29 protein-coding genes are annotated in these 26,518 nt (G+C 72.7%); 20 read left to right on the forward strand and 9 right to left on the reverse strand.

What is annotated here, in order from left to right; genetic code table 11:
- From ACFWJO_RS06975 to ACFWJO_RS06985, 3 genes are all read right to left on the reverse strand, one after another.
- Positions 1 to 1,101 carry a S1C family serine protease gene (locus tag ACFWJO_RS06975; RefSeq protein WP_386863777.1) on the reverse strand — a complete coding sequence of 367 codons (1,101 nt, stop codon included), beginning with the start codon at positions 1,099 to 1,101 and terminating at the stop codon, positions 1 to 3.
- A 144-nt stretch (positions 1,102 to 1,245) separates the two neighbouring features.
- Positions 1,246 to 2,268 carry a LacI family DNA-binding transcriptional regulator gene (locus tag ACFWJO_RS06980; RefSeq protein WP_384410003.1) on the reverse strand — a complete coding sequence of 341 codons (1,023 nt, stop codon included), beginning with the start codon at positions 2,266 to 2,268 and terminating at the stop codon, positions 1,246 to 1,248.
- A gap of 186 nt (positions 2,269 to 2,454) precedes the next feature.
- Entirely contained in the window at positions 2,455 to 3,213 is a 759-nt protein-coding gene (locus ACFWJO_RS06985) for a response regulator transcription factor (RefSeq protein WP_386863778.1), read from the reverse strand.
- 247 nt (positions 3,214 to 3,460) lie between these two features.
- On the opposite strand from ACFWJO_RS06985, the gene ACFWJO_RS06990 reads away from it, so the two are divergent.
- The 7 genes from ACFWJO_RS06990 to ACFWJO_RS07020 all read left to right on the forward strand — a co-directional run bounded on the left by ACFWJO_RS06990 (position 3,461) and on the right by ACFWJO_RS07020 (position 8,673).
- Complete coding sequence (locus tag ACFWJO_RS06990) at positions 3,461 to 4,291, forward strand: alpha/beta hydrolase (protein WP_386863779.1); 831 nt, start codon at positions 3,461 to 3,463, stop codon at positions 4,289 to 4,291.
- Between the two features lie 45 nt (positions 4,292 to 4,336).
- Positions 4,337 to 4,591 carry a MoaD/ThiS family protein gene (locus tag ACFWJO_RS06995; RefSeq protein WP_386863780.1) on the forward strand — a complete coding sequence of 85 codons (255 nt, stop codon included), beginning with the start codon at positions 4,337 to 4,339 and terminating at the stop codon, positions 4,589 to 4,591.
- Between the two features lie 10 nt (positions 4,592 to 4,601).
- The gene (locus ACFWJO_RS07000) at positions 4,602 to 5,837 is read left to right on the forward strand and encodes a hypothetical protein (RefSeq protein WP_386863781.1); all 1,236 of its coding nucleotides are present in this window, start codon (positions 4,602 to 4,604) and stop codon (positions 5,835 to 5,837) included.
- A gap of 91 nt (positions 5,838 to 5,928) precedes the next feature.
- Entirely contained in the window at positions 5,929 to 6,621 is a 693-nt protein-coding gene (locus ACFWJO_RS07005; protein ID WP_386863782.1) for a DUF2993 domain-containing protein, read from the forward strand.
- Between the two features lie 475 nt (positions 6,622 to 7,096).
- A complete protein-coding gene (locus tag ACFWJO_RS07010; protein ID WP_386863783.1) occupies positions 7,097 to 7,942 on the forward strand; it encodes a sulfurtransferase in 846 nt (281 codons plus the stop codon).
- A gap of 48 nt (positions 7,943 to 7,990) precedes the next feature.
- A complete protein-coding gene (locus tag ACFWJO_RS07015) occupies positions 7,991 to 8,278 on the forward strand; it encodes a DUF1416 domain-containing protein (protein ID WP_128977887.1) in 288 nt (95 codons plus the stop codon).
- A gap of 137 nt (positions 8,279 to 8,415) precedes the next feature.
- Positions 8,416 to 8,673, forward strand: coding sequence for a DUF3099 domain-containing protein (locus ACFWJO_RS07020; protein ID WP_384410027.1), 258 nt, complete (start codon positions 8,416 to 8,418; stop codon positions 8,671 to 8,673).
- A 228-nt stretch (positions 8,674 to 8,901) separates the two neighbouring features.
- Here ACFWJO_RS07020 and ACFWJO_RS07025 read toward each other — a convergent pair whose 3' ends face one another.
- On the reverse strand, positions 8,902 to 9,264 hold the full coding sequence (locus tag ACFWJO_RS07025) for a DsrE family protein (protein ID WP_386863784.1): 363 nt from the start codon (positions 9,262 to 9,264) through the stop codon (positions 8,902 to 8,904).
- Between the two features lie 123 nt (positions 9,265 to 9,387).
- Here ACFWJO_RS07025 and ACFWJO_RS07030 point away from each other — a divergent pair, with 123 nt between their 5' ends.
- The 6 genes from ACFWJO_RS07030 to ACFWJO_RS07055 all read left to right on the forward strand — a co-directional run bounded on the left by ACFWJO_RS07030 (position 9,388) and on the right by ACFWJO_RS07055 (position 14,302).
- On the forward strand, positions 9,388 to 10,230 hold the full coding sequence (locus ACFWJO_RS07030) for a hypothetical protein (RefSeq protein WP_386863785.1): 843 nt from the start codon (positions 9,388 to 9,390) through the stop codon (positions 10,228 to 10,230).
- A 17-nt stretch (positions 10,231 to 10,247) separates the two neighbouring features.
- Positions 10,248 to 11,051: a hypothetical protein gene (locus ACFWJO_RS07035; RefSeq protein ID WP_386863786.1), complete on the forward strand. Its 804-nt coding sequence runs from the start codon at positions 10,248 to 10,250 to the stop codon at positions 11,049 to 11,051.
- Positions 11,048 to 11,962, forward strand: a complete 915-nt coding sequence (locus tag ACFWJO_RS07040; RefSeq protein ID WP_386863787.1) for a hypothetical protein — start codon at positions 11,048 to 11,050, stop codon at positions 11,960 to 11,962. The genes ACFWJO_RS07035 and ACFWJO_RS07040 overlap by 4 nt, the downstream gene beginning before the upstream one ends.
- A 246-nt stretch (positions 11,963 to 12,208) precedes the next feature.
- A complete protein-coding gene (locus ACFWJO_RS07045; RefSeq protein ID WP_384410043.1) occupies positions 12,209 to 12,781 on the forward strand; it encodes an FABP family protein in 573 nt (190 codons plus the stop codon).
- Positions 12,782 to 12,860: 79 nt separating this feature from the next.
- Complete coding sequence (locus ACFWJO_RS07050; RefSeq protein WP_386863788.1) at positions 12,861 to 13,298, forward strand: Fur family transcriptional regulator; 438 nt, start codon at positions 12,861 to 12,863, stop codon at positions 13,296 to 13,298.
- 23 nt (positions 13,299 to 13,321) lie between these two features.
- Positions 13,322 to 14,302: a YgfZ/GcvT domain-containing protein gene (locus tag ACFWJO_RS07055; RefSeq protein ID WP_386863789.1), complete on the forward strand. Its 981-nt coding sequence runs from the start codon at positions 13,322 to 13,324 to the stop codon at positions 14,300 to 14,302.
- Positions 14,303 to 14,318: 16 nt separating this feature from the next.
- Here the strand turns inward: ACFWJO_RS07055 and dtd are convergent, their stop codons facing one another.
- Complete coding sequence (dtd, locus tag ACFWJO_RS07060; RefSeq protein WP_386863790.1) at positions 14,319 to 14,744, reverse strand: D-aminoacyl-tRNA deacylase; 426 nt, start codon at positions 14,742 to 14,744, stop codon at positions 14,319 to 14,321.
- Positions 14,745 to 14,894: 150 nt separating this feature from the next.
- On the opposite strand from dtd, the gene ACFWJO_RS07065 reads away from it, so the two are divergent.
- The 4 genes from ACFWJO_RS07065 (at position 14,895) to ACFWJO_RS07080 (ending at position 19,849) form a co-directional block, all read left to right on the forward strand.
- Entirely contained in the window at positions 14,895 to 15,515 is a 621-nt protein-coding gene (locus ACFWJO_RS07065; RefSeq protein WP_386863791.1) for an ABC transporter substrate-binding protein, read from the forward strand.
- A gap of 204 nt (positions 15,516 to 15,719) precedes the next feature.
- Positions 15,720 to 16,973 carry a GNAT family N-acetyltransferase gene (locus ACFWJO_RS07070; RefSeq protein ID WP_386863792.1) on the forward strand — a complete coding sequence of 418 codons (1,254 nt, stop codon included), beginning with the start codon at positions 15,720 to 15,722 and terminating at the stop codon, positions 16,971 to 16,973.
- Positions 16,974 to 17,055: 82 nt separating this feature from the next.
- Complete coding sequence (locus ACFWJO_RS07075; protein ID WP_386863793.1) at positions 17,056 to 17,745, forward strand: TetR family transcriptional regulator; 690 nt, start codon at positions 17,056 to 17,058, stop codon at positions 17,743 to 17,745.
- Positions 17,746 to 17,785: 40 nt separating this feature from the next.
- Complete coding sequence (locus ACFWJO_RS07080) at positions 17,786 to 19,849, forward strand: HelD family protein (protein ID WP_386863794.1); 2,064 nt, start codon at positions 17,786 to 17,788, stop codon at positions 19,847 to 19,849.
- On the opposite strand, the gene ACFWJO_RS07085 is transcribed toward ACFWJO_RS07080, so the two are convergent.
- Positions 19,839 to 21,287, reverse strand: coding sequence for an MFS transporter (locus tag ACFWJO_RS07085; RefSeq protein ID WP_386863795.1), 1,449 nt, complete (start codon positions 21,285 to 21,287; stop codon positions 19,839 to 19,841). The genes ACFWJO_RS07080 and ACFWJO_RS07085 overlap by 11 nt on opposite strands.
- A 128-nt stretch (positions 21,288 to 21,415) precedes the next feature.
- Positions 21,416 to 21,904, reverse strand: a complete 489-nt coding sequence (locus ACFWJO_RS07090) for a MarR family winged helix-turn-helix transcriptional regulator (protein ID WP_386863796.1) — start codon at positions 21,902 to 21,904, stop codon at positions 21,416 to 21,418.
- A 59-nt stretch (positions 21,905 to 21,963) separates the two neighbouring features.
- Here ACFWJO_RS07090 and ACFWJO_RS07095 point away from each other — a divergent pair, with 59 nt between their 5' ends.
- Positions 21,964 to 22,467, forward strand: coding sequence for an HAD domain-containing protein (locus ACFWJO_RS07095; protein ID WP_386863797.1), 504 nt, complete (start codon positions 21,964 to 21,966; stop codon positions 22,465 to 22,467).
- Positions 22,468 to 22,562: 95 nt separating this feature from the next.
- Entirely contained in the window at positions 22,563 to 22,931 is a 369-nt protein-coding gene (locus tag ACFWJO_RS07100; RefSeq protein WP_386863798.1) for a hypothetical protein, read from the forward strand.
- Here the strand turns inward: ACFWJO_RS07100 and ACFWJO_RS07105 are convergent.
- Together ACFWJO_RS07105 and ACFWJO_RS07110 are read right to left on the reverse strand one after the other, a co-directional pair.
- Positions 22,912 to 23,331, reverse strand: coding sequence for a VOC family protein (locus ACFWJO_RS07105; RefSeq protein WP_386863799.1), 420 nt, complete (start codon positions 23,329 to 23,331; stop codon positions 22,912 to 22,914). The genes ACFWJO_RS07100 and ACFWJO_RS07105 overlap by 20 nt on opposite strands.
- Positions 23,332 to 23,341: 10 nt before the next feature.
- A complete protein-coding gene (locus ACFWJO_RS07110) occupies positions 23,342 to 23,797 on the reverse strand; it encodes a helix-turn-helix transcriptional regulator (RefSeq protein WP_386863927.1) in 456 nt (151 codons plus the stop codon).
- A 226-nt stretch (positions 23,798 to 24,023) separates the two neighbouring features.
- Here ACFWJO_RS07110 and ACFWJO_RS07115 point away from each other — a divergent pair, with 226 nt between their 5' ends.
- The gene (locus ACFWJO_RS07115; RefSeq protein WP_386863800.1) at positions 24,024 to 26,384 is read left to right on the forward strand and encodes an ATP-binding cassette domain-containing protein; all 2,361 of its coding nucleotides are present in this window, start codon (positions 24,024 to 24,026) and stop codon (positions 26,382 to 26,384) included.
- The last annotated feature ends 134 nt before the right edge of the window (positions 26,385 to 26,518 follow it).

A 26,518-nucleotide genomic window follows, 5' to 3' on the forward strand; every position in this document is an offset into this window, starting at 1 on the left:
TCAGGCGGCACCGCCCGAGCGCAGCTCGTCCAGGTCGGCCTTCACCGTGTCGATCGGGATCGCGAATCCGAGACCGACGCTGCCCGCCGTGGAACCGCTCGCGGAACTGGGCGAATACATGGCCGAATTGATTCCGATGATCTCGCCGTTCATATTGATCAGCGCGCCGCCGGAATTACCGGGATTGAGCGAGGCGTCGGTCTGCAGCGCCTTGTACGTGGTCTTCGACGAGCCCGTGTCGCCGTTGAACTGCTGCCCGCCGAACTCGAAGGGCCAGCCCTGACGGGGGTCGTACTGCTGCTGGTCACGGTCCTGCCCCTGGCCGTCCTCCTTGGCGACGGTGACGTCGCGGTCGAGCGCCGAGACGATGCCGCTGGTGACGGTGCCGGTCAGGCCCTCGGGCGAGCCGATCGCGACGACCTCGTCGCCGACCCGCACCTTGGAGGAGTCGCCGAGCGTCGCCGCCTTCAGTCCGGAGGCGCCCTCCAGCTTGATCAGCGCCAGGTCCTTGTCCGGGTCGGTGCCGACGACCCTGGCGTCGTAGCTCTTGCCGTCCGAGGTCTGCACCTTGATCGAGGAGGCGCCGGAGATGACGTGGTTGTTGGTGACGATCTCGCCGTCGGAGGTGATGATCACGCCCGAGCCGGTCGACTTGCCGGAGGCGGCGCTCGCGGAGATCTCCACGATGGACGGGGAGACGGCCTGGGCGACGCCGGCGACGGTGCCCTTGCTGCTCGCCGACACGTTCGTGCCGCTCACCGCGCCTGATGCGGTGGCCGTGCCGTCGGCCGTCCACTGCTGGACGAGCGTCGCGGCCCCGCCGCCGACCGCCGCGGCGGCGATCGCCACGGCCGCCATGAGCCCGACACCGCGCCGGGCCCGCCGACGCGGGGCGGGCGCGGCGTGCGAGCCGGGCGCCGCCGGCGCCACCGGCGGCGGCACGTGCCCACCGTGCCCACCGTGCCCGCCGTGCCCGCCGTTCCCGGCGGACGGCCAGATGGTGGTGCCCGGCTCGGTGGTGATCGGCTGCGTCGGCTCGTACGGCGGCCGGGGCGGGTAGTACGGCTGCTGCTGCGGCTGGGGCTGCTGGTAGTCCGTCATGGCTACGACTCTCGGAGCCGTAGATGAGAACCGTCTGAGGACGGCCTGAGAAGCCCGACAGAACCGTGTATGCCCGATATAAAGCCCCGCGCGGGGCCTGGCGCCTGCCCGTGCCGGCCCAGCACCTGCCCCGTGTCGCGGGGCTCAGCCGCAGCCGCAGGAGCGGCGGACGATCAGTGCCGACGGGAACTGCTTCACCCGCTCGCGCCGCGAGCCCGCGACCCGCAGCGAGTCGTCGAGCACCAGATCCACCGCCGCCCGCGCCATCGCCGGGCGGTCCGAGTGGACGGTGGTCAGCGGCGGGTCCGCCAGCGCCGCCTCCTTGACGTCGTCGAAGCCCGCCACCGCGAGCTCCGTCGGCACGTCGATGCGCAGCTCGCGCGCGGCCCGCAGCACGCCGAAGGCCTGGTCGTCCGTCGAGCAGAAGATGGCCGGCGGCCGGTCCGGGCCCGAGAGCAGCTTCAGCGCCACCTGGTAGGCGTCGTAGCGGTTGTACGGGGCCTGGAAGAGCCGGCCCTCGATCGAGCGGCCCGCCTCCAGCATGGCCCGCCGCCAGCCCTCCTCGTGGTCGGCGACCGGGTCGCCGACGGCCGGGGTGTTCGGCACGCCGCCGAGGCACGCCACGTACGGGTGGCCGTGCTCCAGGAGGTGCCGGGTGGCGAGCTGGGCGCCGCCGATGTCGTCGGTGACGACGGCGACGTCGTCGAGCGCCTCGGGCCGCTCGTGCAGCAGCACGACCCGGGCGTCCCAGGCCTCGATCTCGCTCGCGGCCCGCTCGCTCATGCCCTGGCTGACCAGGATCAGGCCGGACACGCGCATGCCGAGGAAGGCCCGCAGATAGTGGATCTCGCGCTCGTCGCGGTAGTCGGAGTTGCCGACCAGGACCATCTTCCCGCGCTCGGCGGCGGCCTGCTCGACCGCGTGCGCCATCTCGCCGAAGAAGGGCTGCCGGGCGTCCGGCACGATCATGCCTATGAGGTCGGTGCGCCGGGAGGCCATCGCCTGGGCCACCCGGTCGGGCCGGTAGCCCAGCTCCTTGATGGCGGCGAGGACACGCTCGCGCGTGGCCGGGGCGACCGGCCGGGGTCCGTTGTTGATCACGTAACTCACGACCGCGGTCGAAGTACCCGCCAGTCGCGCTACGTCATCCCGCGTCACCTTGGCCACGCGGCGAAGTCTACGCGGGGTGACCTTCCTACCGGCAGGTCGCGATGTGGCATACGCCACGTCAACGGTAGCCCGACGGGGTGAGTTCCGGCGTGGCGTGCTTGACGCGCGCCCCCACCGGAACCCCGATCCCCGCCCCGCTCCGGGCCCCGAACCGCGGTCCTTCAGGCCCCGGGCCGCCGGGTCTCACGCCTCGACGTGGGCTTCCCGCTTCGTCCGGGAGCCCTCGCGCGGCTCCTGCTTCGCGCGCGCCTCCTCGGCCGCGCGCTCCACCTTCTCCGGAGTGACGAAGCGATAGCCCACGTTGCGTACGGTGCCGATCAGCGACTCGTGCTCGGGGCCGAGCTTCGCCCGCAGCCTCCGTACGTGCACGTCGACCGTCCGGGTGCCGCCGAAGTAGTCGTAGCCCCACACCTCCTGGAGGAGCTGGGCGCGGGTGAAGACCCGGCCCGGGTGCTGGGCCAGGTACTTCAGCAGCTCGAACTCCTTGAAGGTCAGGTCGAGGACCCGGCCCTTCAGCTTGGCGCTGTACGTCGCCTCGTCCACCGACAGGTCGCCGTTGCGGATCTCCATCGGGGAGTCGTCGGCGCCGATCTGCTGGCGGCCGGTCGCCAGCCGCAGCCGCGCCTCCACCTCCGCCGGACCGGCGGTGTCGAGCAGCACGTCGTCGATGCCCCAGTCGGCGGTGACGGCCGCGAGACCGCCCTCCGTGACCACCAGGATCAGCGGACAGCCGGGCCCCGTGGAACGCAGCAGCTGGCACAGCGACCGCACCTGCGGCAGGTCGCGCCGGCCGTCCACGAGGATCACGTCGGCGCCCGGGGTGTCCACCAGCGCCGGCCCCTCGGCGGGCGCCACGCGCACGTTGTGCAGCAGCAGGCCGAGGGCGGGCAGCACCTCGGTCGACGGCTGGAGGGCATTGGTGAGGAGCAGCAGAGAGCTCATCGCGCACCACCTGCCCGGTTGCGCGACGTGGTCGTCGGTCGGTCGTGCTTCGTACGCTCGTCCATGACGTCGGTTCCTCCTCGGTCCCTGCGAGGACGTCTGTACTGCGGTCTCACGTGCTGCTGCTCTCACGTGCTGCTCTCGCGCCCTGAGAGCTTTTGTTCATCCGTCCGTAACAACGGTCGGAAAACACAAAAGGACCCGGGGGCTGCTCTGCCCGGATCCTCTGGCTAGCAGAATAGCCCACATGAGTTCCGAGGCAGAGGGTCGATTTCACATCGTGGATGTCTCTCAGATCACTTCCCGTCCTCTGCGGGACATCGTGCGGACGGATCTCCGTACCGCTGACGGTGTCCGGATCGAGGCGGTTCACGAACCGTCCACGGCAAGTGTCACCGATACGGCCGTCGTCGTGGCGCACGGATTCACCGGGTCGGTCGACCGGCCCGCGCTGCGCCGCGCCGCGCAGGCCTTCCGCCGCCACGCGAACGTCGTCACCTTCTCCTTCCGCGGCCACGGCCGTTCCGGCGGGCTCTCCACGGTCGGCGACCGCGAGGTCCTCGACCTGGCGGCGGCCGTCCGCTGGGCCCGTGAGCTCGGCAACGCGCGCGTGGCGACGGTCGGCTTCTCCATGGGCGGCTCCGTCGTCCTGCGGCACGCCGCCCTGGAACGGGACACGGGCGCGCACACCGACGCCGTCGCCGCCGTGAGCGCCCCCGCCCGCTGGTACTACCGGGGCACGCCCTCGATGCGCCGGGTCCACTGGGTGATCACCCGGCCGGCGGGCCGGCTGGTCGGCCGCTACGGACTCGGCACCCGCATCGACCACAAGCCGTGGGACCCGGTGCCGCTGGCGCCGTACGAGGCGGTGCCGCTGATCGCGCCGACGCCGCTGCTCGTCGTGCACGGCGACCGCGACCCGTACTTCCCGGTCGACCATCCCCGGATGCTGACGGCCGCCGCGGAGGCGGCCGGCGCACCGGCCGAGCTGTGGCTCGAGCGCGGCATGGGCCACGCGGAGAACGCGGCCGGCGAGGAGCTGCTCGACCGCCTCGGGAACTGGCTGGCCCGCCCATAGCCCATCATGGGTGGCGGCGCGCACACGAACGAAGGGAGTGCCGCTATGGCAGCGGGAACCATCCGCTACTGGGCGGCGGCGAAGGCCGCCGCGGGAGTCGCCGAGGAGCCGTACGCGGCCGAGAACCTCGCGGAGGCGCTGGACGCCGCCCGCGACCGGCACCCCGGCGAGCTGACCCGGGTCCTCCAGCGCTGCTCGTTCCTCGTCGACGGCGACCCGGTCGGGACCCGCGCGCATGAGACGGTACGGCTGGCCGAGGGCGGCACGGTCGAGGTGCTCCCGCCGTTCGCAGGAGGGTGAACCGCACAGCATGAGCAGTGACCAGCAGTATCCGTACGAGCCGCAGGGCGGCCCGCAGGGCGGTCAGCCGTACGACCCGAACGTCACCCAGACGTGGGAGGGGCAGACCTGGGACACCCAGTACCAGCCCACGGTCGCCCCGCAGCAGGCCTCCGTCTCGTACGACACGGCCTATCTGCCGCAGCAGGGCCACGGGCAGCAGACGCACGCCACCGGTCCCGCCACGGGCGGCCACCCGCTGCCGCCGGAGGTCGCGTACGAGCCGCAGGCGTACGCCGCGCAGCCGCCGTCTTACGAGGCGTACGGCACGCAGCCGTCGTCGTACGAGACGTACGGGAGCGGGCCGTACGAGGCCTCGTACGAGACGTACGGGGAGCCCGTGCCCGTGCCCGCGCCCGCTCCCGCGGAGCCGGCGGCGCCCGCCGGGCCGGCGCCCGTCACGGACGGCGGTCCCGCCTACTCCGCGCCCACCACCTCCGGAAACACCCGGATCACCGACGCCCAGCGGGCCCGGCTCGAGGGCCGGTCGCCGATCATCGAGCCCGGCATGCAGCCGGCCGCCCTGACCGCCGGTCTCGGCGTGCTGCTCGCCGCGGGCGCCGCCTTCGGCCCGTACGCGCTGCTCGTGCCCCTGCTGCTGCTCCAGGGCCTCACCGCCGCCGGATGGTTCCGGCTCAACGGCATGTGGCCCGCGCGGCAGGGCATCGCCCTCGCCTTCCTCGGCGGGATCGTCGCCGACGCGGTGCTGCTCGCGACCGGCCGGGAGCACGCGCCCGCCGCCGTCATCGGCACGCTCGGCGTGTGGGTGCTGCTGACCCTGGTGCTCCAGCTGCGCAGCCACGCCGACCCGGACGAGCGGATGTACGGCCTGATGGCCACGGTCGCCTCCGCCGCCCTGGCGATCCTGGCCGCCGGGAACCTCGGCGCCGAGCCGGACGCGGTGGTCGCGGGCGCGGTCGCGGTCGCCGCGACCGTGCTCGCCCGGGCCCTGCCGCTGCCGGGCCCGGTCTCCGTGGTCGTCGCGCTGCTCGCGGCGGCGGGCGGCGGCATCGCGGCCGGCGGGTTCACGGACCTGGGCACGGCCGGGGCGCTGCTCGGTCTCGGCGCCGGGGTCTGCGCCCTGGTCGGCCTGCGGGTGGCCAGCTACGACTACCCGTCGCGGTTCGTCCACATGACGGCGGGCGTGGCGCTGCCGCTGACGGCGGCCGTGCCCGCGATCTACCTGCTGGGACGGGCGCTGGCCTGACGCCGCCGGCGACCGCCCGGGAACCGACCGGCCCCCTGACACGTCGATCTTCGTGTCAGGGGGCCGGACTCGTGATCAGGGGATGTGGACCATGCGGGCACTGCGGACGGTGCTGATCCTTGCCGTGGTGCTCGGCGGACTCCTCGTCGGCGCGGACCGCGTCGCCGCCGCGTACGTGGAGTCGGAGGCGGCCGGCGGGGTGCGGATCGGGACGGCGCGGGCCGAGTCCACGGACGTCGACATCAAGGGCTTCCCGTTCCTCACACAGGTCGTGGACAAGCGCTTCGACGAGGTCGAGGTGCGGCTGACCGGCATCCAGGCGAAGGCCGGCGGGCACCCGGTGCGCATCGGCGAGCTGACGGCCGCGCTGCGCGACGTGACGCTGGACGGGGACTACGGGATCGACCGCGCGGGCTCGGCGAACGGCACGGCGCGGATCGCCTACCCGGACCTGGCCGCCGCGTCGGGGCGTGACGCCCAGGTGGCGTACGGCGGGGACGGCAAGCTGAAGGTGACCGGCGGGGTGCGGTTGCTGGGCCGGACGCTCACGCGCAGCGTGCTGTCGACGGTGACGCTGGTGAACGGCGACACCATCCGGGTGCGGGCGGACGAGGTGCCCGGGGAGGGCATCCCGGGCCTGGAGGACATGGTGCGGGCCCGCACGGACTTCGACCGGCGCATCGAGGGCCTGCCGAAGGGCATGCGTCTGACGAAGGTCGAGGCGCGGGAGGACGGCCTCGTGGTGACGGTCGCGGGCGAGAACGTGACCCTGAAGGCGGGCTGAGCGCGCGCCGGTCACGCCGTACGGCACCCGATCGGCCGAGCCGAACGCTTTCGGACACCCATCTGATCACATGCTGAGACGCCCGAGTCCGATGCGCAGAAAAGGCGGGCGCACGGCCCGGCGACGGCCCTTCCGGGCCGGTTCGCACCCTCCCTCCATCCCGCATCTCGGACGATCGCGTCTCAAAATACGACACACCGGTGACACGGCTGCCTGTCCGTCCCTACGATCGTGGGCATGAAGCGACAGGCGGAACTCACGAAGCGGCGGGCAGTAGACCTGTGCCGCATCGCCGCCATGCTCTGTCGCTCCGTCTGAGCGGGACGCACAGCTCCCGTATTCCTCAGGCCCTACGACGTGATGTCGGGGCCGCCCTGCGCAGCCGTACGCCGTCGTCGTCGCACGCCGCCGACGCGTACCCGCACCACCCCGCACACGCACGAACCGCCGCACACTGCCCCGGAGGAGAAACAGCATGGCTCGCAGCGACGTCCTGGTCGACGCCGACTGGGTCGAGGCCAACCTCGACAACCCGCAGGTCGCCATCGTCGAGGTCGACGAGGACACCTCGGCCTACGACAAGAACCACATCAAGAACGCCATCCGGATCGACTGGACGAAGGACCTCCAGGACCCGGTGCGCCGCGACTTCATCGACCAGGAGGGCTTCGAGAAGCTCCTCTCGGCGAAGGGCATCGCGAACGACACCACGGTCGTCCTCTACGGCGGCAACAACAACTGGTTCGCGTCGTACGCCTACTGGTACTTCAAGCTCTACGGCCACCAGGACGTGAAGCTCCTCGACGGCGGCCGCAAGAAGTGGGAGCTCGACTCCCGCGACCTGGTCGACGGCTCCGAGGTCCCGAACCGCCCGGCCACCGAGTACAAGGCCAAGGCCCAGGACACCTCCATCCGCGCCTTCCGCGACGACGTCGTGGCCGCGATCGGCACCCAGAACCTCGTCGACGTCCGCTCGCCCGACGAGTTCTCCGGCAAGCTGCTCGCCCCCGCCCACCTCCCGCAGGAGCAGAGCCAGCGCCCGGGCCACGTCCCGTCCGCCCGCAACATCCCGTGGTCGAAGAACGCCAACGACGACGGCACCTTCAAGTCGGACGAGGAGCTGAAGGCCCTCTACGCCGAGGAGAACGTCGACCTGGCGAAGGACTCCATCGCCTACTGCCGCATCGGCGAGCGCTCCGCGCTCACGTGGTTCGTCCTGCACGAGCTGCTCGGTGTCGAGAACGTCAAGAACTACGACGGCTCGTGGACCGAGTACGGCTCCCTCGTCGGCGTGCCGATCGAGCTCGGCGCCAACAAGTAATTCCCCGGACCTCCTTCTCCGGACCCCTCGACCGTAAGGATTCCCAGCATGTGTGGAGCACAGCCCGGCGGCCCCGACGCCTCGACGATCAAGCCCGGTGAGACCACGATCCAGGGCTACGTGACCAAGGACGGCGAGCCCGTCACGGGTTACGTCCGCCTCCTGGACTCGACCGGCGAGTTCACGGCCGAGGTCCCGACCTCCGCCACCGGACAGTTCCGCTTCTACGCGGCCGAGGGCACCTGGACCGTCCGCGCCCTGGTCCCCGGCGGCACCGCCGACCGCCAGGTCGTGGCCCAGAAGGGCGGCCTGGCCGAGGTCGCCATCGCGGTCTGATCCGCGCCTGATCCGCGCCGGCGGATCACCGAAGACGGCCGAGGGGCCGTGCCTCCTGGGGGGTTGGACGCCGACCAGGACTCGGGGCACGGCCCTTCGGTCTGTCCGCGCACGGCCGGCGGTCGTACGCTGAAGGTGTGTACGCACGGCGACGGCGCGTCTACTTCTGGATGATGGGCGTCTGCCTGGTGCTTTTCGTGGGCGCCTGGGCCGTGGTGCGCCTGTGGTCGGTCCCGGCCGCCATCGCCATGTGCCTGGTCGCCATGGTCATCCCGCCCGTCGCCGCGGTGCTCGCGAACCGGCGCGGCCCGGACGACCGCTGGTGGGACGACCCGAGCGGAGACCGGCAGTCGGACGAGTGGTGGGACGAGCTCGACGGCAAGAAACGCGACTAGGCCGTCTCTTCCGGATCTTGGCCGGGTCCGCGACGCCTGGCACGGCACCTCGCCGCGTTGCCGAAACGCCCCGATAGCTCCTTCCCCAAGCTCTCGGCTTCGCTCGAGCAGGGGAGACCCCATTCGCGACGCTCCGGCGCCTTGCGATGCACCGCGCCAGACGCCGCGGCCTTTCCGGCCCTGATCCGAAAGAAACGGCCTAGGCCGCTTCTTCCGGGCCGGGCCCGGTCAGTACACCAGTGCCTGGGTGTCGTCCGACATCGCCTCCTGGACGAAGACCTGCGCGCCCGCGATGCGGACGCCCTTCAGGACGTCGTCCTCGGTGATCTCGCGGCGGGCGGCGCACTGGGTGCACAGCGTGATGCGGCCGGCCGCGAGGATCGAGTCGATCAGGTCGGGGAGCGGGGCGGCGTGCGGGAGTTCGAACTCGGCCGCGCGGCCCGGCAGGGCGAACCACGAGGACTCGCCGGTCAGCCAGAGCGAGACCTCGACGCCGCTCGCGACGGCGACGGCGGCCACGGTGAAGGCCTGGGAGCAGCGTTCCGGGGCGTCGGCCCCGGCGGTCACCTTGATCACGAGCTTCTTCGCCATATACCGAACTGTAATGCGGTCCGCCGCAACCTCATGCACCACTCGCGTGTCAGCTAGGCACGCGGATAACGGAATCCGCGCTTCTAGTCTCGTGGGGGGACTGCTTTGGAAGCCACAGAAGCGGTGGAAACCGCTCGTAACACCCCGGAGGCGGAGCCCGTACCCGCACCCGGGCCCGCTCCGGAACCCGCAGCCGTGCCGGTTCCCGGCCCCGCGTCCGCGCCGCCCGCCGACCCCGCCGCGCCGAAGGCGCGCCGCCGGGGCGGGCGTACGGCCGCGCTGCTCGCCGTCGCCGCCGTGCTCGGCATCGTCGGCGGCACCGCCGTCGGATACGGCATCCAGGCCGACCGCGAGCCCACGCCGCTCCCGGCCCTGAACCAGACCGACCTCGCCTACCCGGCCAAGCCCGCGCCGAAGGGCCAGGAGCCGGCCCCGCTCTCCGCGGCCGAGGACCGCGGGCTGAAGACCGACGGCGACCTGCGCAAGCTGTTGCTGCCCAAGCCCGCCGGGGCGAAGGACGCGGACTTCGTCCCCGAGGACAACTGGATGAGCGTCGCCTCGTACGCCGGTGAATACGATCATCCGTCCGTCGTGTTCGAGGAGTTCCTCGGCGACGGCATCCGCCGGGTCGCCACCACCGGCTGGCGGACCGGCCAGTACAAGTCGGTCCAGATCAACCTCGTGCAGTTCCGGCCCGAGTACGGGGCCCACGCCGCCGAGACCGCCTCGGACCAGCGCGAGTACCTGGCAGACGAGTTCGGCTACGGCACGCCGATCAAGGGCAGCGGCGAGGGGCGCACGTATCTGCTCCCCGTGGAACGCGAGGAGGGTTACCTCGACCTCTACGTGGCGCGCGCGGTCTTCCACCGCGGCGACGTCATGGTCGAGATCTTCGTGAGCGACACCAAGAAGGTCAGCCAGAAGGAGATCTCCTCGCTGGCCGAGCGGCAGCTGGGGCGTCTGTGAGCGAGGAGAGCACCACCATGGACGAGCAGAACGTTCCCCACACCGACGCCACCCCGGCCGCCGTGCCGCGCGCCCCGCGCCGGATCTTCCCGTACGTCCTCACCGGCGTCCTCGTGCTCGGTGTCGGCGCCGGCGCCACCTTCACCGGCGTGACCGTCTCCTCGGCCGACCGCACCGCGCCCACCGTCGCCTGGGAGGAGCCGCCCGTCACGGGCAAGGACCCCGCAGCGACGAACCTCGGCAAGGGCCGGGCCTCGACGCCGCTGAGCAAGCTGCTGCTGCCGGTGCCGGACGGCTACGCCCTCGGGCCCGACATCGAGCAGTACGGCAACGACGGCGAGGTCAGCGCACTCGACGCCCGCGCCCTGCTCAAGCAGGCGGGCAAGGGCCTGACCGGCAAGAAGCGCCGCGACTTCGACAAGCGCATCGAGAAGCTCGGCATCCAGGGCATCGCCATGCGCTCCTACGAGGCGGAGGAGGCCACCCTCGTCGTCGACATCCAGGTGGTGCACCTCAAGAACAAGAAGTTCGGCGCCGAGATGCACGAGCTGCGCTCCGAGGTCGCCGGCATCCTGGAGTTCCCCAAGGGGCCGAAGATCGACGGCCACAAGAACGCCGCCTGCTGGGTGATGCCGCAGCCGAAGGGCGGGGACAAGGAGGAGCGGGAGAACAGCCTCGACGGCATGGTCTGCTCCGCGTACGACTCCGAGTACTCCGTCACCGTCACCGCCTCCGGCACCCGGCCCTTCGACAGGTCCGCCGTCGCCGAGCTGGTGAAGAAGCAGCTCGACCACATCAAGTCCCCGGGGGAGTACGTATGACCGTGACCGAGCCGACGGACGGCACGACGCCGGAGGCGACGGCCGAGGTGACGGCCGAGGCGCCGGCCGAGGCGACGCCGCCCGTGACCGCGCCGCCCGCCGTGTCCGACGCGCCCGGCGACCCCCTGCCCCAGGAGGCCGCGCCCGCCGCCCCCGCCCGCTCCCGCCGTGTCCTCGGGGCCGTCGCCCGCTGGGCCGCCGCCGTCGTCGTCTGCGGCGGGCTCGGGGCCGGGACCGCCGCCGCCATCACCTCGATGGAGCGCACCGACGTGCCCGGTCTCGCGACGGCGAGCGACGGTCGCTGGGCGTACCCGAAGCTGAGTCTGCCGCCGCTGCCCGAAGGGTCCCCGCGGCCCTTCACCGACGGCAACGAGGGCGAGGTCCACCACGCCGAGCTGAACAAGCTGCTGCTGCCCGCGCCCGCCGGCGCGACCGTCGACCCCGAGCGGGACGGCGGCTGGGTGGGCGTGGACCAGTACCTCTCCCTCTATGCGAAGGACCAGCGCGCCGACCTGAAGCAGGCGCTGGACGACTCGGCGCTGCGGCACGTCACGGCCCGCGCCTGGACGATGCCGGACGGCACCAAGAGCGCCGTCTACCTGCTGCGTTTCAAGTCGGTCGCCTTCTCGGAGACCTTCAAGGACGAGGCCCTGAACGCGGGCTCGGCGGACGCGGTGCTCCTGGACGGTGTGCAGTACGTCGAGACCGAGTCGCTCGGCGACGACGTACGGGTCCCGGACACGGCGCTGTACGCGGTCGCCGAGAAGAAGCCCTACGGCCCCGAGCAGACCCGCTGGGCCTACATCCAGGCGGGCGACACCCTCGCCCTCGTCGTCCAGTCCCGCAAGGGCGAGGCCGCGGCCGTGCCCTTCCAGCAGACGGTGACGCTGCAGAACCAGCTGCTCGGCTGAGGCCCACCTCACCGAGAGGGTCCGGCCCCCGCCCACTAAGCTGGGGGCCGGCCCGTCCGCCTTCACCGCTCACGGAGGAGCACCAAGTGATCGTCTTTTTCGAAGTCCTGCTCGTGCTGGTCTGCGTCGCGGTGCTCGCCTTCGCCGGTCTGACCGTGAAGAAGCTGTACCAGGGCCAGCGCTGACCGCGTTCCCCGAACGCGCGCCCTCCACCGATCGCCTCCACACAGATCGCCTGAGCTGCTCATGATCCAGATTCCGTCCGATCTCAACCCGGGGCTCGTCCCCCTCGCGTTCCTGCTCGGTACGTGGGAGGGCGCGGGCGTCTCCGACTTCCCCGGTGCCGAGAAGTGCAACTTCGGCCAGTCCGTGACCTTCAGCCACGACGGCCGGGACTTCCTCGAGTACCGCTCGCAGACCTGGGTCCTCGACGCCGAGGGCAACAAGGTGCGCCCCCTGGAGAGCGAGAGCGGCTACTGGCGCATCGACAAGGACCGCAAGGTCGAGGTCGTCATGGTCCGTGACCAGGGCGTGGTCGAGGTCTGGTACGGCGAGCTCGCCGACCAGAAGCCGCAGATCGACATCGTGACGGACGCCGTCGCCCGCACCGAGGCCTCCGGCCCGTACAGCGGTGGCAAGCGTCTCTACGGCTACGTCAAGAGCGACCTGATGTGGGTCGGCGAGAAGGCCACCCCCGAGGTGCCGCTGCGCCCCTACATGTCGGCGCACCTGAAGAAGGTCGTCACCCCGGAGGAGGTCGCCGAGATGGCGCGCAACCTCCCGGACATGCCCGACGACGGCATCGCCTTCTTCAAGTAGGGCGACCGTTCTTCCCGAGGGCCCGCCGGCCACTGCCGGCGGGCCCTCGGGCACACCCGCTCCATGTCAGACTGGGGGCGTGGTGAGCACCGACTGGAAGAGCGATCTGAGGCAGCGGGGTTACCGGCTGACGCCTCAGCGCCAGCTTGTCCTCGAGGCGGTGGACGCGCTGGAACACGCCACCCCGGACGACATCCTCGTCGAGGTCCGCAAGACCGCCTCCGGCGTGAACATCTCCACCGTCTACCGGACCCTGGAGCTCCTGGAGGAGCTCGGTCTGGTCAGCCACGCCCATCTGGGGCACGGGGCGCCGACCTATCACCTCGCCGACCGGCACCACCATCTGCACCTGGTCTGCCGGGACTGCTCCGAGGTCATCGAGGCGGACGTGGAGGTGGCCGCCGACTTCACCGGGAAGCTCCGCGAGACCTTCGGCTTCGAGACGGACATGAAGCACTTCGCCATCTTCGGCCGGTGCCGGGACTGCGCGCGGAAGCACGCCGACGCCGGGTCGTAGCCGCCGGGTCGTAGGCTTTTCCCATGCAGCGACATTCACAGCCCAGCCCTCTGCTGTCCCTGCCCGGCGCCGTCCCCGCCGAAGGCCGTGACGAAGGCGTCGCCGCGCACTACGGCGATCTGTTCCGCGAGCAGCGGACCCTCGCCGACGGCACCGGTTTCGTCGACCTCTCGCACCGCGGTGTCGTGACCGTCACCGGTGACGACCGGCTGAGCTGGCTGCACCTGCTGGTCACCCAGCACGTCAGCGAGCTTCCGGCCGGCCTGGCCACCGAGGCGCTGATCCTCTCCGCGAACGGGCACATCGAGCACGCGCTGTACCTCGTCGACGACGGCGAGACGGTCTGGGCGCACGTCGAGCCGGGCACGCAGGCCGAGCTCGTCGCGTACCTGGAGTCGATGAAGTTCTTCTACCGGGTCGAGGTCGCCGACCGCACGGAGGACTTCGCGGTCGTCCACCTGCCGGCCGGGTCCATCGCCGAGGTGCCCGAGGGCGTGGTCGTACGGGAGACCCCGCACGGCCGCGACCTGTTCCTGCCGCGCGGTGACCTGGAGGCGTTCGCCTCCTCGCACGGGCCGGCCGCCGGCGTCCTGGCGTACGAGGCGCTGCGCGTCGAGGCGCACCGGCCGCGGCTCGGTTTCGAGACCGACCACCGGACCATCCCGCACGAGATCGGCCTGATCGGCAGCGCCGTCCACCTCCAGAAGGGCTGCTACCGCGGCCAGGAGACCGTCGCCCGCGTGCACAACCTGGGCAAGCCGCCGCGCCGGCTCGTCTTCCTGCACCTGGACGGCAGCGAGGTGCACCTGCCGGGGCACGGCACGCCGCTGCGGCTCGCCGCGGACGGTCCCGAGGGCCGTCAGCTGGGCTTCGTCACGACGGCGGTGCGCCACCACGAGCTGGGGCCGATCGCCCTCGGCCTGGTGAAGCGGAACGTGCCGGTGGACGCGGACCTGATCGCGGGGACGACGGCCGCGGCGCAGGAGACCGTCGTCGAGCCGTAGGGCGCGGTGCCCGGGCTCAGACCTCCAGGAGCACCGTGAACGGGCCGTGATTCGTGAGCGACACGCGCATGTCCGCTCCGAACCGGCCCGTCTCCACGTGCGCGCCCAGCTCCCGCAGCCGGGCGACGACCTCGTCGACGAGCGGTTCGGCGACCGGGCCGGGCGCGGCCGCGTTCCAGGTGGGGCGGCGGCCCTTGCGGGCGTCTCCGTAGAGGGTGAACTGGGAGATGACGAGCAGCGGCGCGTTCACGTCGGAGCAGGACTTCTCGCCCTCCAGCACCCGTACGGACCAGAGCTTTCTGGCCAATTGCGCGGCCTTCTCGGGAGTGTCGTCGTGGGTCACGCCGACCAGGACGCACAGCCCCTCGCCGACGATCTCGCCGACCGTCTCCCCTGCCACGACGACGCTCGCGCCGTCCACCCGCTGCACCACTGCTCGCATACCGACCAACCTACCGATCGTCCCACCGGCCGACCCATCGAGGGCACGTGGAGGGCCGAACGGGTGCAGACCGCCTGCGTGTGCCGGGGCGGGAGTGGCACCATGCGTGTCAGGCGGTGCGGTTCCGCACCGGTCGAGGGGACGATTCACATGAGTGCACCTGGCGCCGGGCACACGCCGTCCGGTCCCGTACCGCTGACCCGCGCCGGCGGCGCAGCCGCCGGACGTGCCGTCGGGCGTCCGCCCGTGCAGCGGACCGCCGAACCCGACCTGCCGGACCGGCCCGAGCCGGACCTCGCCGCGCTGCGGCTGCCCGAGTTGCGGGCGCTGCGCCGTGACGCGCAGGGCGACGAGGCCGACCTCAGCTACGTCCGGCGGATGCTGCAGGGGCGGATCGACATCCTGCGGGCCGAGCTGGCACGGCGGACCGACCCGGAGGCGCCGGTCCTGGACCGGCTGTCGGAGATCCTCGCGGACGCGCCGTCCCGGCCCGGGGCGGTGGCGCGTTCGGCGCGGCACGTGACGCTGTCGACGCCGCGCGGCGAGGAGTACCGGCGGCTCGCGGCCGAGATGCTGTCGGAGGTCGAGCTGTCGGACCTGACGGCCCGTACGGACGAGGAACTGCACGCGGCGATGGGGCGGCTCGCGGGCTACGAGCAGCAGGTCTCGCGCCGCCGGCAGCAGCTCCAGCGGACCGCCGACGACTGCAGCGCGGAGATCGCCCGCCGCTACCGCGAGGGCGAGGCACAGGTCGACGACCTGCTGGCCTGAGGCGGTGGGGCGTGGCGCGGCGCCGGCCGCCAGGGGGTCGCGTCGGCGCCCCGCGCCTGGCTGCGGCTCTCGCGCCCCGCGCCTGGCTGCGGCTCTCGCGCCCCGCGCCTGGCTGTGGCTCCCGCGCCCCGCGCCTGCCCGCGCCCGTCCGCGCCCGCGGAAAGTCGGGTGCGGGTCGCGCTCGCTCGCGCATAGCCTCGAAGGATGAGCCTTGAGGTGCGCGCGATCGACGAGTCGGAGTTCCCCGAATGGCTGCGGGCCAGGCGGGTGGGTTTCCTCAAGCCCACCGTGGCGGTGGCGGACGAGGAGGTCGCGGACAAGCTGCCGCACGCCGATCTCTCCCGGACGTACGGCGCCTTCGAGCGCGGCCGGATGGTCGCCACCTTCCAGTCGTACGGCCAGCGGCTGAGCACGGTCGGCGGTGCGGACCTGGCGGCCGACGCCGTCACCGGCGTCACGGTCGCCCCGACGCACCGCAGGCGTGGGCTGCTCAGCCGGATGATGGCCGACGACCTGGCGCTCGCGAAGGAGCGGGGCGACGCGTGCGCGACGCTGATCGCCGCCGAGTACCCGATCTACGGGCGGTTCGGCTTCGGCCCGGCCAGCTGGATCACCGAGTGGGCGATCGACGTGACGCGCTCCGGGTTCGACCGCCGCTGGTCGGGGCCGACCGCGGAGGACGGCGGCGGGCGCATCGACTTCTCCGACGGCGCCGAGATTCGCAAGGAGGGCCCGGCGCTGCACCGCGCGCTCGCCGCGCAGCGGGCCGGGATCACGGACCGTACGACCCGGCGATGGGACATCGGTACGGGCAACGCGTACGCCGCCGACCCGTGGCACGAGCCGTTCTACGCCGTCTACCGCTCCGAGTCCGGGGAGGTCGAGGGCTATGTCGCGTACACGGCGGACGACCGGTGGAACGACAACAAGCAGCCGGTGAACACGGCGAGCGTGCGCGACCTCGTCGCCGTCACGCCGGCCGCCGAGCGCGCGCTGTGGCGTTTCGTCTGCTCGGTCGACTGGATCACCCGTGTGAAGACCGGCTACCGCGCACCGGACGACATCGTGCCGCTGCTGCTGCCCGACCCGCGCGCCGCGGAGGTCCTGACGCACGCGGACATGCTCTGGATGCGGGTCCTGGACGTGCCGAAGGTGCTGGAGCCGCGCACGTACGCGACGGAGGGCAGCCTGGTCCTGGACGTGCGGGACGCGGCCGGGTTCGCGGCCGGGCGTTTCCGGCTCGACGCCTCGCCGGAGGGCGGCGCCTGCGTGCCGGCCGACGCCTCGCCCGACCTCGTCCTGGACGTGGCCGACCTGGCGACGCTGGCCCTCGGTGACGAGTCGGCCGTACGGCTCGCCGCGCTCGGCCGGATCGAGGAGTCCGTCGCCGGGGCGGCGGCGAGGGCGGACCTGCTGCTGCGGACGTCACGGCGACCGTGGAGCATGGACATCTTCTGATCGAGAGCATGGGCGACATGCGGGGCATGCGGGGCGTCTTCGGCATCGGGGGCGTGTGGAGCATGCGGTGCCTGAGGAGGGCGTGGGTTTCGTGAGCGGGCTGCGGGAGCTGAAGAAGGAACGGACGCGGCAGACGCTCTCCGAGGTGGCCATCGGGCTCTTCCTGGAGAAGGGCTTCGACGCGGTGTCGGTCGCGGAGGTCGCCGCGGCGGCGGAGGTGTCGAAGCCGACGCTGTTCCGCTACTTCCCCGCCAAGGAGGACCTGGCGCTGTACCGGTTCGCCGACCACGAGGACGAGCCGGCCCGGGTGGTGGCCGCCGCGCGGGAGGCCGGCGTCGCGCCGCTCGACGCGCTGCGCGACCACGTGCTCGCGGGCCTGGCCCGGCGCGACCCGGTGACGGGTCTCAACGACGCGCCCGGCGTCCTCGCGTTCCTGCGCCTCCTGTACGGCACGCCCGCGCTGGTCGCCCGCATGTCGGAGTACCAGGCGCGCTCGGAGGCGGCGCTGGCGGAGGCGCTCGCGGGCGCGCCGGCCGGTGCGCCGGCGGACGCCGTGGCCCGTCCGCGTGGCGGTGGCGACCCGTTGGTGGCGCGGCTGGCGGCGGCGCAGATCGTCGCGGTGCTGCGGGTCCTCGCGCACGAGAACGTACGGCGGATCGCGGCGGGGGAGAAGGTCGAGGAGCTGCTGCCGGAGGCGGAGGCGGCGACGCGGGACGCGTTCCGGCGGCTGGCGAAGGGCCTGCCGTACGGCGGAAGCGATGTGACTCCGTAAAAAATGTGACCGAGTAACGTTTTCCTCTATCCTGGGGTTCATGAATCCGCAGTCGCTCCGCCATGACCTCCACCAGGAACGCGCCCACCACGACGCCTGCCGCGCCGCCCTCGCCCGCATGACCGAGGACGTCGAGGAACAGGTCGTCGTCGGCGAGGACACCGCCGCCTCCGGGGCCGACGCCGAGGCGCTCGGATACCACCTGCGCAGCCGCGCCAAGGCCTTCCGCGAGATGCCGCCGGGCCCGCTGTTCTTCGGCCGCCTCGACCGCGACGACGGGCAGGTCCACCACATCGGCCGCCGCCGGATCGCCGAGCACCCGTCCGCCCCGCCGCTCGTCGTCGACTGGCGGGCGCCCGTCTCCCGCGCGTACTACCAGGCGGGACCGCAGGACCCGCAGGGCGTCGTCCGGCGCCGCCGGTTCGGCTGGGCCCCGGGCAGTCTCGGCGCGACCGAGGACCTGACGGCGATGGAGGACGAGCACCTGGCCGGCGGACTGCCGGCGGAGGAGGCCGGTGGCCCCGCGGCCGGGGATCCCGGCGTGAGCGGGATCCTCGCCGGAGAGATCGAGCGCCCGCGCGTCGGCCCCATGCGGGACATCGCCGCGACCCTCCAGCCCGAGCAGGACGACCTCGTGCGCTCCGGGCCCGCCGACTCCCTCTGCGTGCAGGGCGCGCCCGGCACCGGCAAGACCGCCGTCGGACTGCACCGGGCCGCGTACCTCCTCTACACCCACCCGCAGCGCCTCCAGCGCTCCGGACTCCTCGTCCTCGGCCCCAACCGCACCTTCCTCTCCTACATCTCCGAGGTGCTGCCCGCCCTCGGCGAGACCGGGGTGCGGCAGTCGACGGTCGCCGAGGAGATCGCCCGGCACGAGGTGCGCGCCGAGGACAGCGAGGCCGCGGCCCGGATCAAGCACGACCCGCGGATGGCCGAGGTGCTCCGCCGGGCCCTGTACGCGCGGGTCGACCCGTCGCCCGCCGAGGACCTTGCCGTGCCCGACGGCTCGTACCGCTGGCGCGTGCCCGCCGGTGAGCTCGCCGCGATCGTCGCCGACGTACGGAACGAGGCCCCGCCCTACGCGATCGGCCGCGAACGGGTACGGGCCCGGATCGTCCGCTCCCTCCAGCTCCAGGCCGAACGGCGCGCCGGGCCACAGGGCGCCGCCTGGGTGCGCCGGATCGAGCGGGCCCGGCCGGTGTCGGCGGCGGTGGAGGCCTGCTGGCCGAAGGTCACTCCGGAGGAGGTGCTCGCCGCCTTCCTCACGGACCCGGACGCCTTCTCCGGTGACGAGCTGCTGACGACGGCGGAGCGGGCGGCCGTCCGCTGGGCCAGGCCTCCGCGTTCGTACCGCAGTGCCCGCTGGAGCGCCGCCGACCTCGTCCTCCTCGACGAGCTGGCCGGGCTGATCGAGCGGCCCGGGGGGTACGGGCACCTCGTCGTCGACGAGGCCCAGGACCTCTCGCCCATGGAGTGCCGGGCCATCGCGCGCCGCGCGGACTTCGGCTCCCTCACCGTGCTCGGAGACCTGGCGCAGGGCACCACGCCCTGGGCGGCGCGCGACTGGCGCGAGCAGCTGGCCCACCTGGGCAAGCCGGACGCGGCGGTGGTGCCGCTGACCACCGGATACCGGGTTCCGGCCGCCGTCGTGGACCTCGCCAACCGGCTCCTGCCGGCCCTCGGCGCCGGAGTGCCGGCCGGGCGTTCGCTGCGCGCGGGCGGCACGGTGGGCGTGCGCCGGGTGGCGGACCTCATGGAGGGCGCGGCCGAGGCGGTGCGGGCGGCGCTGAAGGAGGAGGGCTCGGTGGGCGTGATCGCGGCGGACGCACTGGCCGGCCGGCTGCGGGAGTCGGGCATCGAGGACCTGGACGGCGCCGGCGGGTCCGGCGAGGCCGACGGTGGTCGTGTCGGCGGCCGGGTCTCCGTCGTGCCCGCCTCCCTCGCCAAGGGCCTGGAGTACGACCATGTCGTGGTCGTCGAGCCCGCGGCCATCGTGGCGGCCGAGCCGCGCGGCCTGCACCGGCTGTACGTCGTGCTGACGCGGGCGGTGTCCCGGCTCGACCTGGTGCACCGCGAGCCGCTGCCGCCCGCGCTCACGCGGTGAGGACGGCCTCGGGCCTGCGCTGCTCGCTGTCCGGCCCCTGGGGCGCCGCCTTCCTCGGCGTACGGAGCAGGGCGAAGGCGACCGCGAAGGCGGCGACGAGGAGTCCGGCGCCGACGGCGAAGGCGAGGTGGTAGCCGCCGGTCAGGGCTTCGGCGGCGGGCCGGCCCGCCGCGGTGAGGGACTCGGTGCGGGCGGCGGCCAGCGTGGAGAGCACGGCGACGCCGACGGCCATGCCGATCTGCTGGGTCGTGTTGAACAGGCCAGAGGCGAGGCCCGCGTCCTCCTCCCTCGCGCCCGACATGGCGAGCGAGGTCAGGGCGGGCAGCGCGAGGCCGAACCCGGCGGCGAGAAGCATCACGGGCAGCAGGTCGACGGCGTACGAGGCGCGCACCGGGACCCGGGCGAGCAGTCCGAGCACGCCGACGAGGAGCACGAGTCCGGTGAGCAGGACGTTCCGCTCGCCGAAGCGGGCGATGAGGCGGGCCGAGAGGCCGAGCGAGACGGCGCCGATGACCGCCGCGGCGGGCAGCATCGCGAGGCCGGTCTCGGCGGCGCCGTAGCCGAGGACCTTCTGGAGGTAGAGCGCGACGAGGATCTGGAAGGAGAAGAGCGCGGCGACCATGAGCATCTGGACGAGGTTGGCGCCGGCGACGCTGCGGGAGCGGAGCACGCGCAGCGGCATGAGGGGCTGGGCGGCGGTGGCCTGGCGGACCAGGAAGCCGGCGAGGAGGACGAGCGCGAGGGCGCCGAGGCCGAGGGTGTGCGCCGAACCGGCCCCGTGTTCCTCGATCTTGACGACCGCGTAGATGCCGGTCGTCAGGCCGGAGGTGACGAGCAGGGCGCCGATGACGTCCGCGCCGCCGCCGGTCCGTGCCGGGCGGTCGGCGGGGAGGGCGGGGAGCGCGAGGAGCAGGGCGGCGGCGCCGATGGGGAGGTTGATGAAGAAGATCCAGTTCCAGGTGAGGGCATCGGTGAGGAGACCGCCGGCGACCTGGCCGATGGAGGCACCGGCGGCGCCGGTGAAGCTGAACACGGCGATGGCCTTGGCCCGTTCGCGGGGTTCGGTGAAGAGCGTGACGAGGATGCCGAGGCTGACGGCGGAGGCCATCGCGCTGCCGACGCCCTGGAGGAAGCGGGCGGCGATCAGGAGGGCGGGGGAGCCGGCGATCCCGGCGAGCAGCGAGGCCGCGGTGAAGACGGCGGTCCCGGCGAGGAACATCCGCTTGCGGCCGAGGAGGTCGCCGAGGCGGCCGGAGAGGAGGAGCAGGGCGCCGAAGGCAATGAGGTAGGCGTTGACGACCCAGCTCAGGCCGACGGGCGTGAAGCCGAGGTCGGCCTGGATGGCGGGCATGGCGACGGTGACGATGCTGCCGTCGAGGACGGTCATCAGCATGGCGGTGGCGAGGACCCCGAGGGCGGTCCAGCGGGAGGTGCGCATGGCGGTTCTCCTGTCGAGTGGGCGACAGGTAGGACGCTAGCAGATAGTTTTGTTGCAGACCATCTATCTCGGATCGGATGGTGGTCCGTGGCCGGCCCGCGAGCCGGAGGGCAGGCGGGCCGGCCGGCTCAGGCGGTCTTCTGGCGGGCCCTGCGAGCGGTGCCCGGGCCCTCGACGGGCGCCTCCAGATGCCCGGTGACCAGCCGGTTCAGCGCACGGACCAGGGTTTCGCGCTCGTCGTCCGGCAGCGAGCCGAGGGCGCTCGCGTGCACCTCGTCGACGATCTTCTGGCTCCGGGCGGCGACCTCGGCGCCCTCCTCGGTCACCGCGATGATCCGGGCCCGCCGGTCGCTGCTCGACGGCCGCCGTTCGGCGAGGCCCGCCTTCTCCAGGGCGTCCACGGTGACCACCATCGTGGTCTTGTCCATGTCGCCGATCTCGGCGAGCTGGGCCTGCGTCCGCTCCTCCTCCAGGGCGTGGACGAGCACGCAGTGCATACGGGCGGTCAGTCCGATCTCGGCGAGCCGGGCGGCCATCTGCGTGCGCAGCACATGACTGGTGTGGTCGAGGAGGTAGGAGAGGTCGGGTTCGGTGCGGGCGGGCGCCATGGCAGTCATGCGGCCAGGGTAACGAGAAAAGGTTCCGTTGCGGACGATTCGCGTGGCAGTCTGGGGCCATGAGGCCCCTGCTCTTCCTCGACGTGGACGGCCCCCTGATCCCGTTCGGCGGCCCGGGCCCCCATCCGGCGTACGCCCCCGAACCGCCCCCGGACGCCCACCCGCTGCTCCACCGCGTGGACCCCGCCCACGGCCGGCGCCTGACCGCGCTCGGCTGCGACCTGGTCTGGGCGACCACCTGGACCGACGAGGCGAACGACGTCCTCGCCCCGCGGCTCGGACTCGCGCCGCTGCCGGTCGTGGAGTGGCCGGACCACGACCCGTACGAGGCCACGGCGGAGCTGCGGCTGCACTGGAAGACGCGCACGCTCGCGGTGTGGGCCGCGGGCCGCCCGTACGTCTGGCTCGACGACGAGATCACCCCGCCCGACCGCGACTGGACCCGCACTCATCACCCGGCCCCCGCGCTGCTCCACCGCGTGGACCCGTGTACGGGCCTCACGGACGCGGACTTCTCGGCGGTCGCGGACTGGGTGACTGAGTACGAGAACCGGGGGAGGTGAGCAGGGGCGCGGATGGGGCGGGGGCGGGGGCGGGCCGAGGATGCAGGGGTAGGGCGCAGCAGGAGCGAAGAAGCAGCGAACCGGAGGAGCCGATCATGAACCCCGACACGTACGCGGCGCTGTACGGGCCCGGTCGGCCGCCTGCCCCGGTGTCCCGGCGGCGCGAGGTGGGGACCGTGCTCGCCGTCGTGGCGGTGTGGCTCCTGGTGATGGTCTTCGCGTCCGGGCCGCTGCTGATGGTGAGCATCGCGGCCGTCTGGGGGCTCGCCGAAGGCGCGGACATGGGGGGATTCCTGCTGGCGAGCGCGCTGATCGGGCTCGCCGTCGCCGCGCTGCCGGTCGCCGCCGGCTTCGTGCCGGCCGTCCGGCGGCTGTCCGTGGCCGGCCGCCTCCTCGTCGTGGGCCTCGTGGCCCTCCCCTTCGCGGCCGGCCTGAACTTCCTGTTTACCCGCGCGGTTGGTTGAAGCGCAGCATGTTGCCCGCCGGGTCGCGGAAGGCGCAGTCGCGGACGCCGTACGGCTGGTCCATGGGCTCCTGGAGGACCTCGCCGCCGGCCGCGCGGACGCGCTCGAAGGTGGCGTCCACGTCGTCGGTGCGGAAGATGACGCCGCGCAGCATGCCCTTGGCGAGCAGCTCGGCGGCGGCCCGGCGGTCGGCGGCGGGGGCGTTCGGGTCCGCCAGCGGCGGTTCGAGGACGATCTCGACGTCCGGCTGGGTCGGCGAACCGACGGTCACCCAGCGCATGCCCTCGAAGGAGACGTCGTTGCGGACCTCCAGCCCGAGGGCGTCGCGGTAGAAGGCGAGTGCCTTGTCGTGGTCGTCGACGGCGATGAAGCACTGTGCGAGGTTGATGGTGGTGTTCATGGCCCCGACGCTACGAGGCCGGGGCGCTTTCCGCTTCTCCGTTCCTGACCGGTTCCGTCCTGCCGTCCGGTTCTGTCGCGCCCCGTTTCTCGGCCTGGGACCCGGCCCTGCCGCCTCCGGCCCGCGTCGGGCGCGTCAGGAACTTCGCCACGCACGCCGGGATCGGCTCGCCCGCCTCGTGGTTCCGCGACCGGTACGCGCTCGGGCTCTCGCCGACGAGCTCCGTGAAGCGCGTGCTGAACGAGCCCAGCGACGTACAGCCCACCGCGAAGCAGACCTCCGTCACGCTCAGGTCGCCGCGCCGCAGCAGCGTCTTGGCCCGCTCGATGCGGCGGGTCATGAGGTAGCTGTACGGGGTCTCCCCGTACGCGGCCCGGAAGCTGCGCTGGAAGTGCCCCGCGGACATCAGCGCGACCCGGGCGAGGGCCGGGACGTCCAGCGGCTCCGCGTAGTCGCGGTCGATCATGTCCCGCGCGCGGCGCAGTCGTACGAGGTCGTCGAGGCTCGGCGGCGTCACGGATCCAGCATGGCACGGCCCGCCCACGCCGCGGCCGGTTGTCCACAGGCGATCCGGTTGTCCACAGGTGAGCAGGAATCGAGAAGCAGCGCCGTGCCGCCCCGCCTAGCCTGGCTCCCAGGACAGCAGCGCAGGGACCGCAGGGATCGCAGGGATCGCAGGGAGAGTGTCAGCCATGAGCAAGTCGCACGCCGCCGACAGCCACGACATGATCCGCGTGCACGGGGCGCGCGAGAACAACCTCAAGGACGTCAGCATCGAGCTCCCCAAGCGCCGGCTGACCGTCTTCACCGGAGTGTCCGGCTCCGGCAAGAGCTCCCTCGTCTTCGACACGATCGCCGCCGAGTCGCAGCGGCTGATCAACGAGACGTACAGCGCGTTCGTGCAGGGCTTCATGCCGTCCCTCGCCCGCCCCGACGTCGACGTGCTCGACGGTCTGACCACGGCGATCACGGTCGACCAGCAGCGGATGGGCGGCGACCCGCGCTCGACCGTCGGTACCGCGACCGACGCCAACGCGATGCTGCGCATCCTCTTCAGTCGGCTCGGCAAGCCGTACATCGGCGGCCCCAAGGCCTTCTCCTTCAACGTCGCCTCCGTCAGCGGCGCCGGCGCGGTCTCCTACGAGAAGGGCGGGAAGACCGTGAAGGAGCGGCGCTCCTTCAGCGTCACCGGCGGCATGTGTCCGCGCTGCGAGGGCCGCGGCACGGTCTCCGACATCGACCTGACCGCCCTGTACGACGACTCCAAATCGCTCGCCGAGGGCGCGCTGACCATCCCCGGTTACACGATGGACGGCTGGTACGGCCGGATCTTCAGCGGCAGCGGCTACTTCGACATGGACAAGCCGATCCGCCGCTACACCAAGCGCGAGCTCTCCGACCTGCTCCACCGCGAGCCGACCAAGATCAAGGTCGAGGGCATCAACCTCACCTACGAGGGCCTGATCCCCAAGCTCCAGAAGTCGATGCTGTCGAAGGACGTCGACTCCCTCCAGCCGCACGTCCGCGCCTTCGTGGAGCGCGCCGTCACCTTCACCACCTGCCCCGACTGCGACGGCACCCGGCTCAACGAGGGCGCCCGCTCCTCGAAGATCGGCAAGGTGAGCATCGCCGACGCCTGCGCGATGCAGATCAGCGACCTGGCGGAGTGGGTGCGCGGCATCGACGAACCGTCGGTCGCGCCGCTGCTCGCCACGCTCCAGCAGACCCTCGACTCGTTCGTCGAGATCGGCCTCGGCTATCTGGCGCTCGACCGGCCCTCCGGCACCCTGTCGGGCGGCGAGGCGCAGCGCGTCAAGATGATCCGCCACCTCGGTTCCTCGCTCACGGACGTCACGTACGTCTTCGACGAGCCGACCACCGGTCTGCACCCGCACGACATCCGGCGCATGAACGACCTGCTGCTGCGGCTGCGCGACAAGGGCAACACGGTCCTCGTCGTGGAGCACAAGCCGGAGACGATCGCGATCGCCGACCACGTCGTCGACCTCGGCCCGGGGGCCGGCACCGCGGGCGGCAGCGTGTGCTTCGAGGGCACCGTCGCGGGGCTGCGGAAGAGCGGCACCGTCACGGGCCGGCACTTCGGCGACCGGGCCTCGATCAAGGAGTCGGTGCGCAAGCCCACCGGCACCCTGGAGATCCGCGGCGCGAAGGCGAACAACCTCCAGGACGTCGACGTCGACATCCCGCTCGGCGTGCTCACCGTCGTCACCGGCGTCGCCGGTTCCGGCAAGAGCTCGCTGGTGCACGGGTCGATCCCGGCGGGCGCGGGCGTGGTCTCGGTCGACCAGGGCGCGATCCGCGGCTCGCGGCGCAGCAACCCGGCGACGTACACCGGTCTGCTCGACCCGATCCGGAAGGCCTTCGCCAAGGCCAACGGCGTGAAGCCGGCCCTGTTCAGCGCCAATTCGGAGGGTGCCTGCCCGACCTGCAACGGCGCCGGGGTGGTCTACACGGACCTGGCGATGATGGCCGGGGTCGCCACGGTCTGCGAGGAGTGCGAGGGCAGACGCTTCCAGGCCGCGGTGCTCGAATACCACTTCGGCGGCCGGAACATCGCCGAGGTGCTGGCGATGTCCGTGCAGGAGGCCGAGCAGTTCTTCGGCGCGGGCGAGGCGCGCACGCCCGCCGCGCACCGCATCCTGGAGCGGCTCGCCGACGTCGGCCTCGGCTACCTGAGCCTCGGCCAGCCGCTCACCACGCTGTCCGGCGGCGAGCGGCAGCGGCTCAAGCTGGCGACGCACATGGGCGACAAGGGCGGGGTGTACGTGCTCGACGAGCCGACCGCGGGACTGCACCTGGCGGACGTGGAGCAGCTGCTCGGGCTCCTCGACCGGCTGGTCGACTCGGGCAAGTCGGTGATCGTGGTCGAGCACCACCAGGCGGTGATGGCGCACGCCGACTGGATCATCGACCTCGGTCCCGGCGCCGGTCACGACGGCGGCCGGATCGTCTTCGAGGGCACGCCCGCCGACCTGGTCGCGGCCCGCTCGACCCTCACGGGGGAGCACCTCGCGGAGTACGTCGGCGCGTGAGGCACCGGGGGGGGGCTTCTGGGCTCGCGCGGGGAGGTGGTCCGAGGAGGGGGGCACGGGGGGGGTCGCGGGTCCCGTCACAACTCGAAAAAGAAGGACCCCCCCCCCCCCCCCGCCGGCTCGCTTGTCTCCCC

The organism is Streptomyces sp. NPDC127092, from assembly GCF_042722475.1.
Lineage (GTDB): Bacteria > Actinomycetota > Actinomycetes > Streptomycetales > Streptomycetaceae > Streptomyces.

Bases quoted from the DNA above. Each gene is read 5' to 3' on its own strand.
- ACFWJO_RS06975 (WP_386863777.1), bottom strand. From the start codon at position 1,101: ATGACGGACTACCAGCAGCCCCAGCCGCAGCAGCAGCCGTACTACCCG.
- ACFWJO_RS06985 (WP_386863778.1), bottom strand. From the start codon at position 3,213: ATGAGCTCTCTGCTGCTCCTCACCAATGCCCTCCAGCCGTCGACCGAG.
- ACFWJO_RS06990 (WP_386863779.1), top strand. From the start codon at position 3,461: ATGAGTTCCGAGGCAGAGGGTCGATTTCACATCGTGGATGTCTCTCAG.
- ACFWJO_RS06995 (WP_386863780.1), top strand. From the start codon at position 4,337: ATGGCAGCGGGAACCATCCGCTACTGGGCGGCGGCGAAGGCCGCCGCG.
- ACFWJO_RS07000 (WP_386863781.1), top strand. From the start codon at position 4,602: ATGAGCAGTGACCAGCAGTATCCGTACGAGCCGCAGGGCGGCCCGCAG.
- ACFWJO_RS07005 (WP_386863782.1), top strand. From the start codon at position 5,929: ATGCGGGCACTGCGGACGGTGCTGATCCTTGCCGTGGTGCTCGGCGGA.
- ACFWJO_RS07010 (WP_386863783.1), top strand. From the start codon at position 7,097: ATGGCTCGCAGCGACGTCCTGGTCGACGCCGACTGGGTCGAGGCCAAC.
- ACFWJO_RS07015 (WP_128977887.1), top strand. From the start codon at position 7,991: ATGTGTGGAGCACAGCCCGGCGGCCCCGACGCCTCGACGATCAAGCCC.
- ACFWJO_RS07025 (WP_386863784.1), bottom strand. From the start codon at position 9,264: ATGGCGAAGAAGCTCGTGATCAAGGTGACCGCCGGGGCCGACGCCCCG.
- ACFWJO_RS07035 (WP_386863786.1), top strand. From the start codon at position 10,248: ATGGACGAGCAGAACGTTCCCCACACCGACGCCACCCCGGCCGCCGTG.
- ACFWJO_RS07040 (WP_386863787.1), top strand. From the start codon at position 11,048: ATGACCGTGACCGAGCCGACGGACGGCACGACGCCGGAGGCGACGGCC.
- ACFWJO_RS07045 (WP_384410043.1), top strand. From the start codon at position 12,209: ATGATCCAGATTCCGTCCGATCTCAACCCGGGGCTCGTCCCCCTCGCG.
- ACFWJO_RS07055 (WP_386863789.1), top strand. From the start codon at position 13,322: ATGCAGCGACATTCACAGCCCAGCCCTCTGCTGTCCCTGCCCGGCGCC.
- dtd (WP_386863790.1), bottom strand. From the start codon at position 14,744: ATGCGAGCAGTGGTGCAGCGGGTGGACGGCGCGAGCGTCGTCGTGGCA.
- ACFWJO_RS07065 (WP_386863791.1), top strand. From the start codon at position 14,895: ATGAGTGCACCTGGCGCCGGGCACACGCCGTCCGGTCCCGTACCGCTG.
- ACFWJO_RS07070 (WP_386863792.1), top strand. From the start codon at position 15,720: ATGAGCCTTGAGGTGCGCGCGATCGACGAGTCGGAGTTCCCCGAATGG.
- ACFWJO_RS07080 (WP_386863794.1), top strand. From the start codon at position 17,786: ATGAATCCGCAGTCGCTCCGCCATGACCTCCACCAGGAACGCGCCCAC.
- ACFWJO_RS07085 (WP_386863795.1), bottom strand. From the start codon at position 21,287: ATGCGCACCTCCCGCTGGACCGCCCTCGGGGTCCTCGCCACCGCCATG.
- ACFWJO_RS07090 (WP_386863796.1), bottom strand. From the start codon at position 21,904: ATGACTGCCATGGCGCCCGCCCGCACCGAACCCGACCTCTCCTACCTC.
- ACFWJO_RS07095 (WP_386863797.1), top strand. From the start codon at position 21,964: ATGAGGCCCCTGCTCTTCCTCGACGTGGACGGCCCCCTGATCCCGTTC.
- ACFWJO_RS07100 (WP_386863798.1), top strand. From the start codon at position 22,563: ATGAACCCCGACACGTACGCGGCGCTGTACGGGCCCGGTCGGCCGCCT.
- ACFWJO_RS07105 (WP_386863799.1), bottom strand. From the start codon at position 23,331: ATGAACACCACCATCAACCTCGCACAGTGCTTCATCGCCGTCGACGAC.
- ACFWJO_RS07110 (WP_386863927.1), bottom strand. From the start codon at position 23,797: ATGATCGACCGCGACTACGCGGAGCCGCTGGACGTCCCGGCCCTCGCC.
- ACFWJO_RS07115 (WP_386863800.1), top strand. From the start codon at position 24,024: ATGAGCAAGTCGCACGCCGCCGACAGCCACGACATGATCCGCGTGCAC.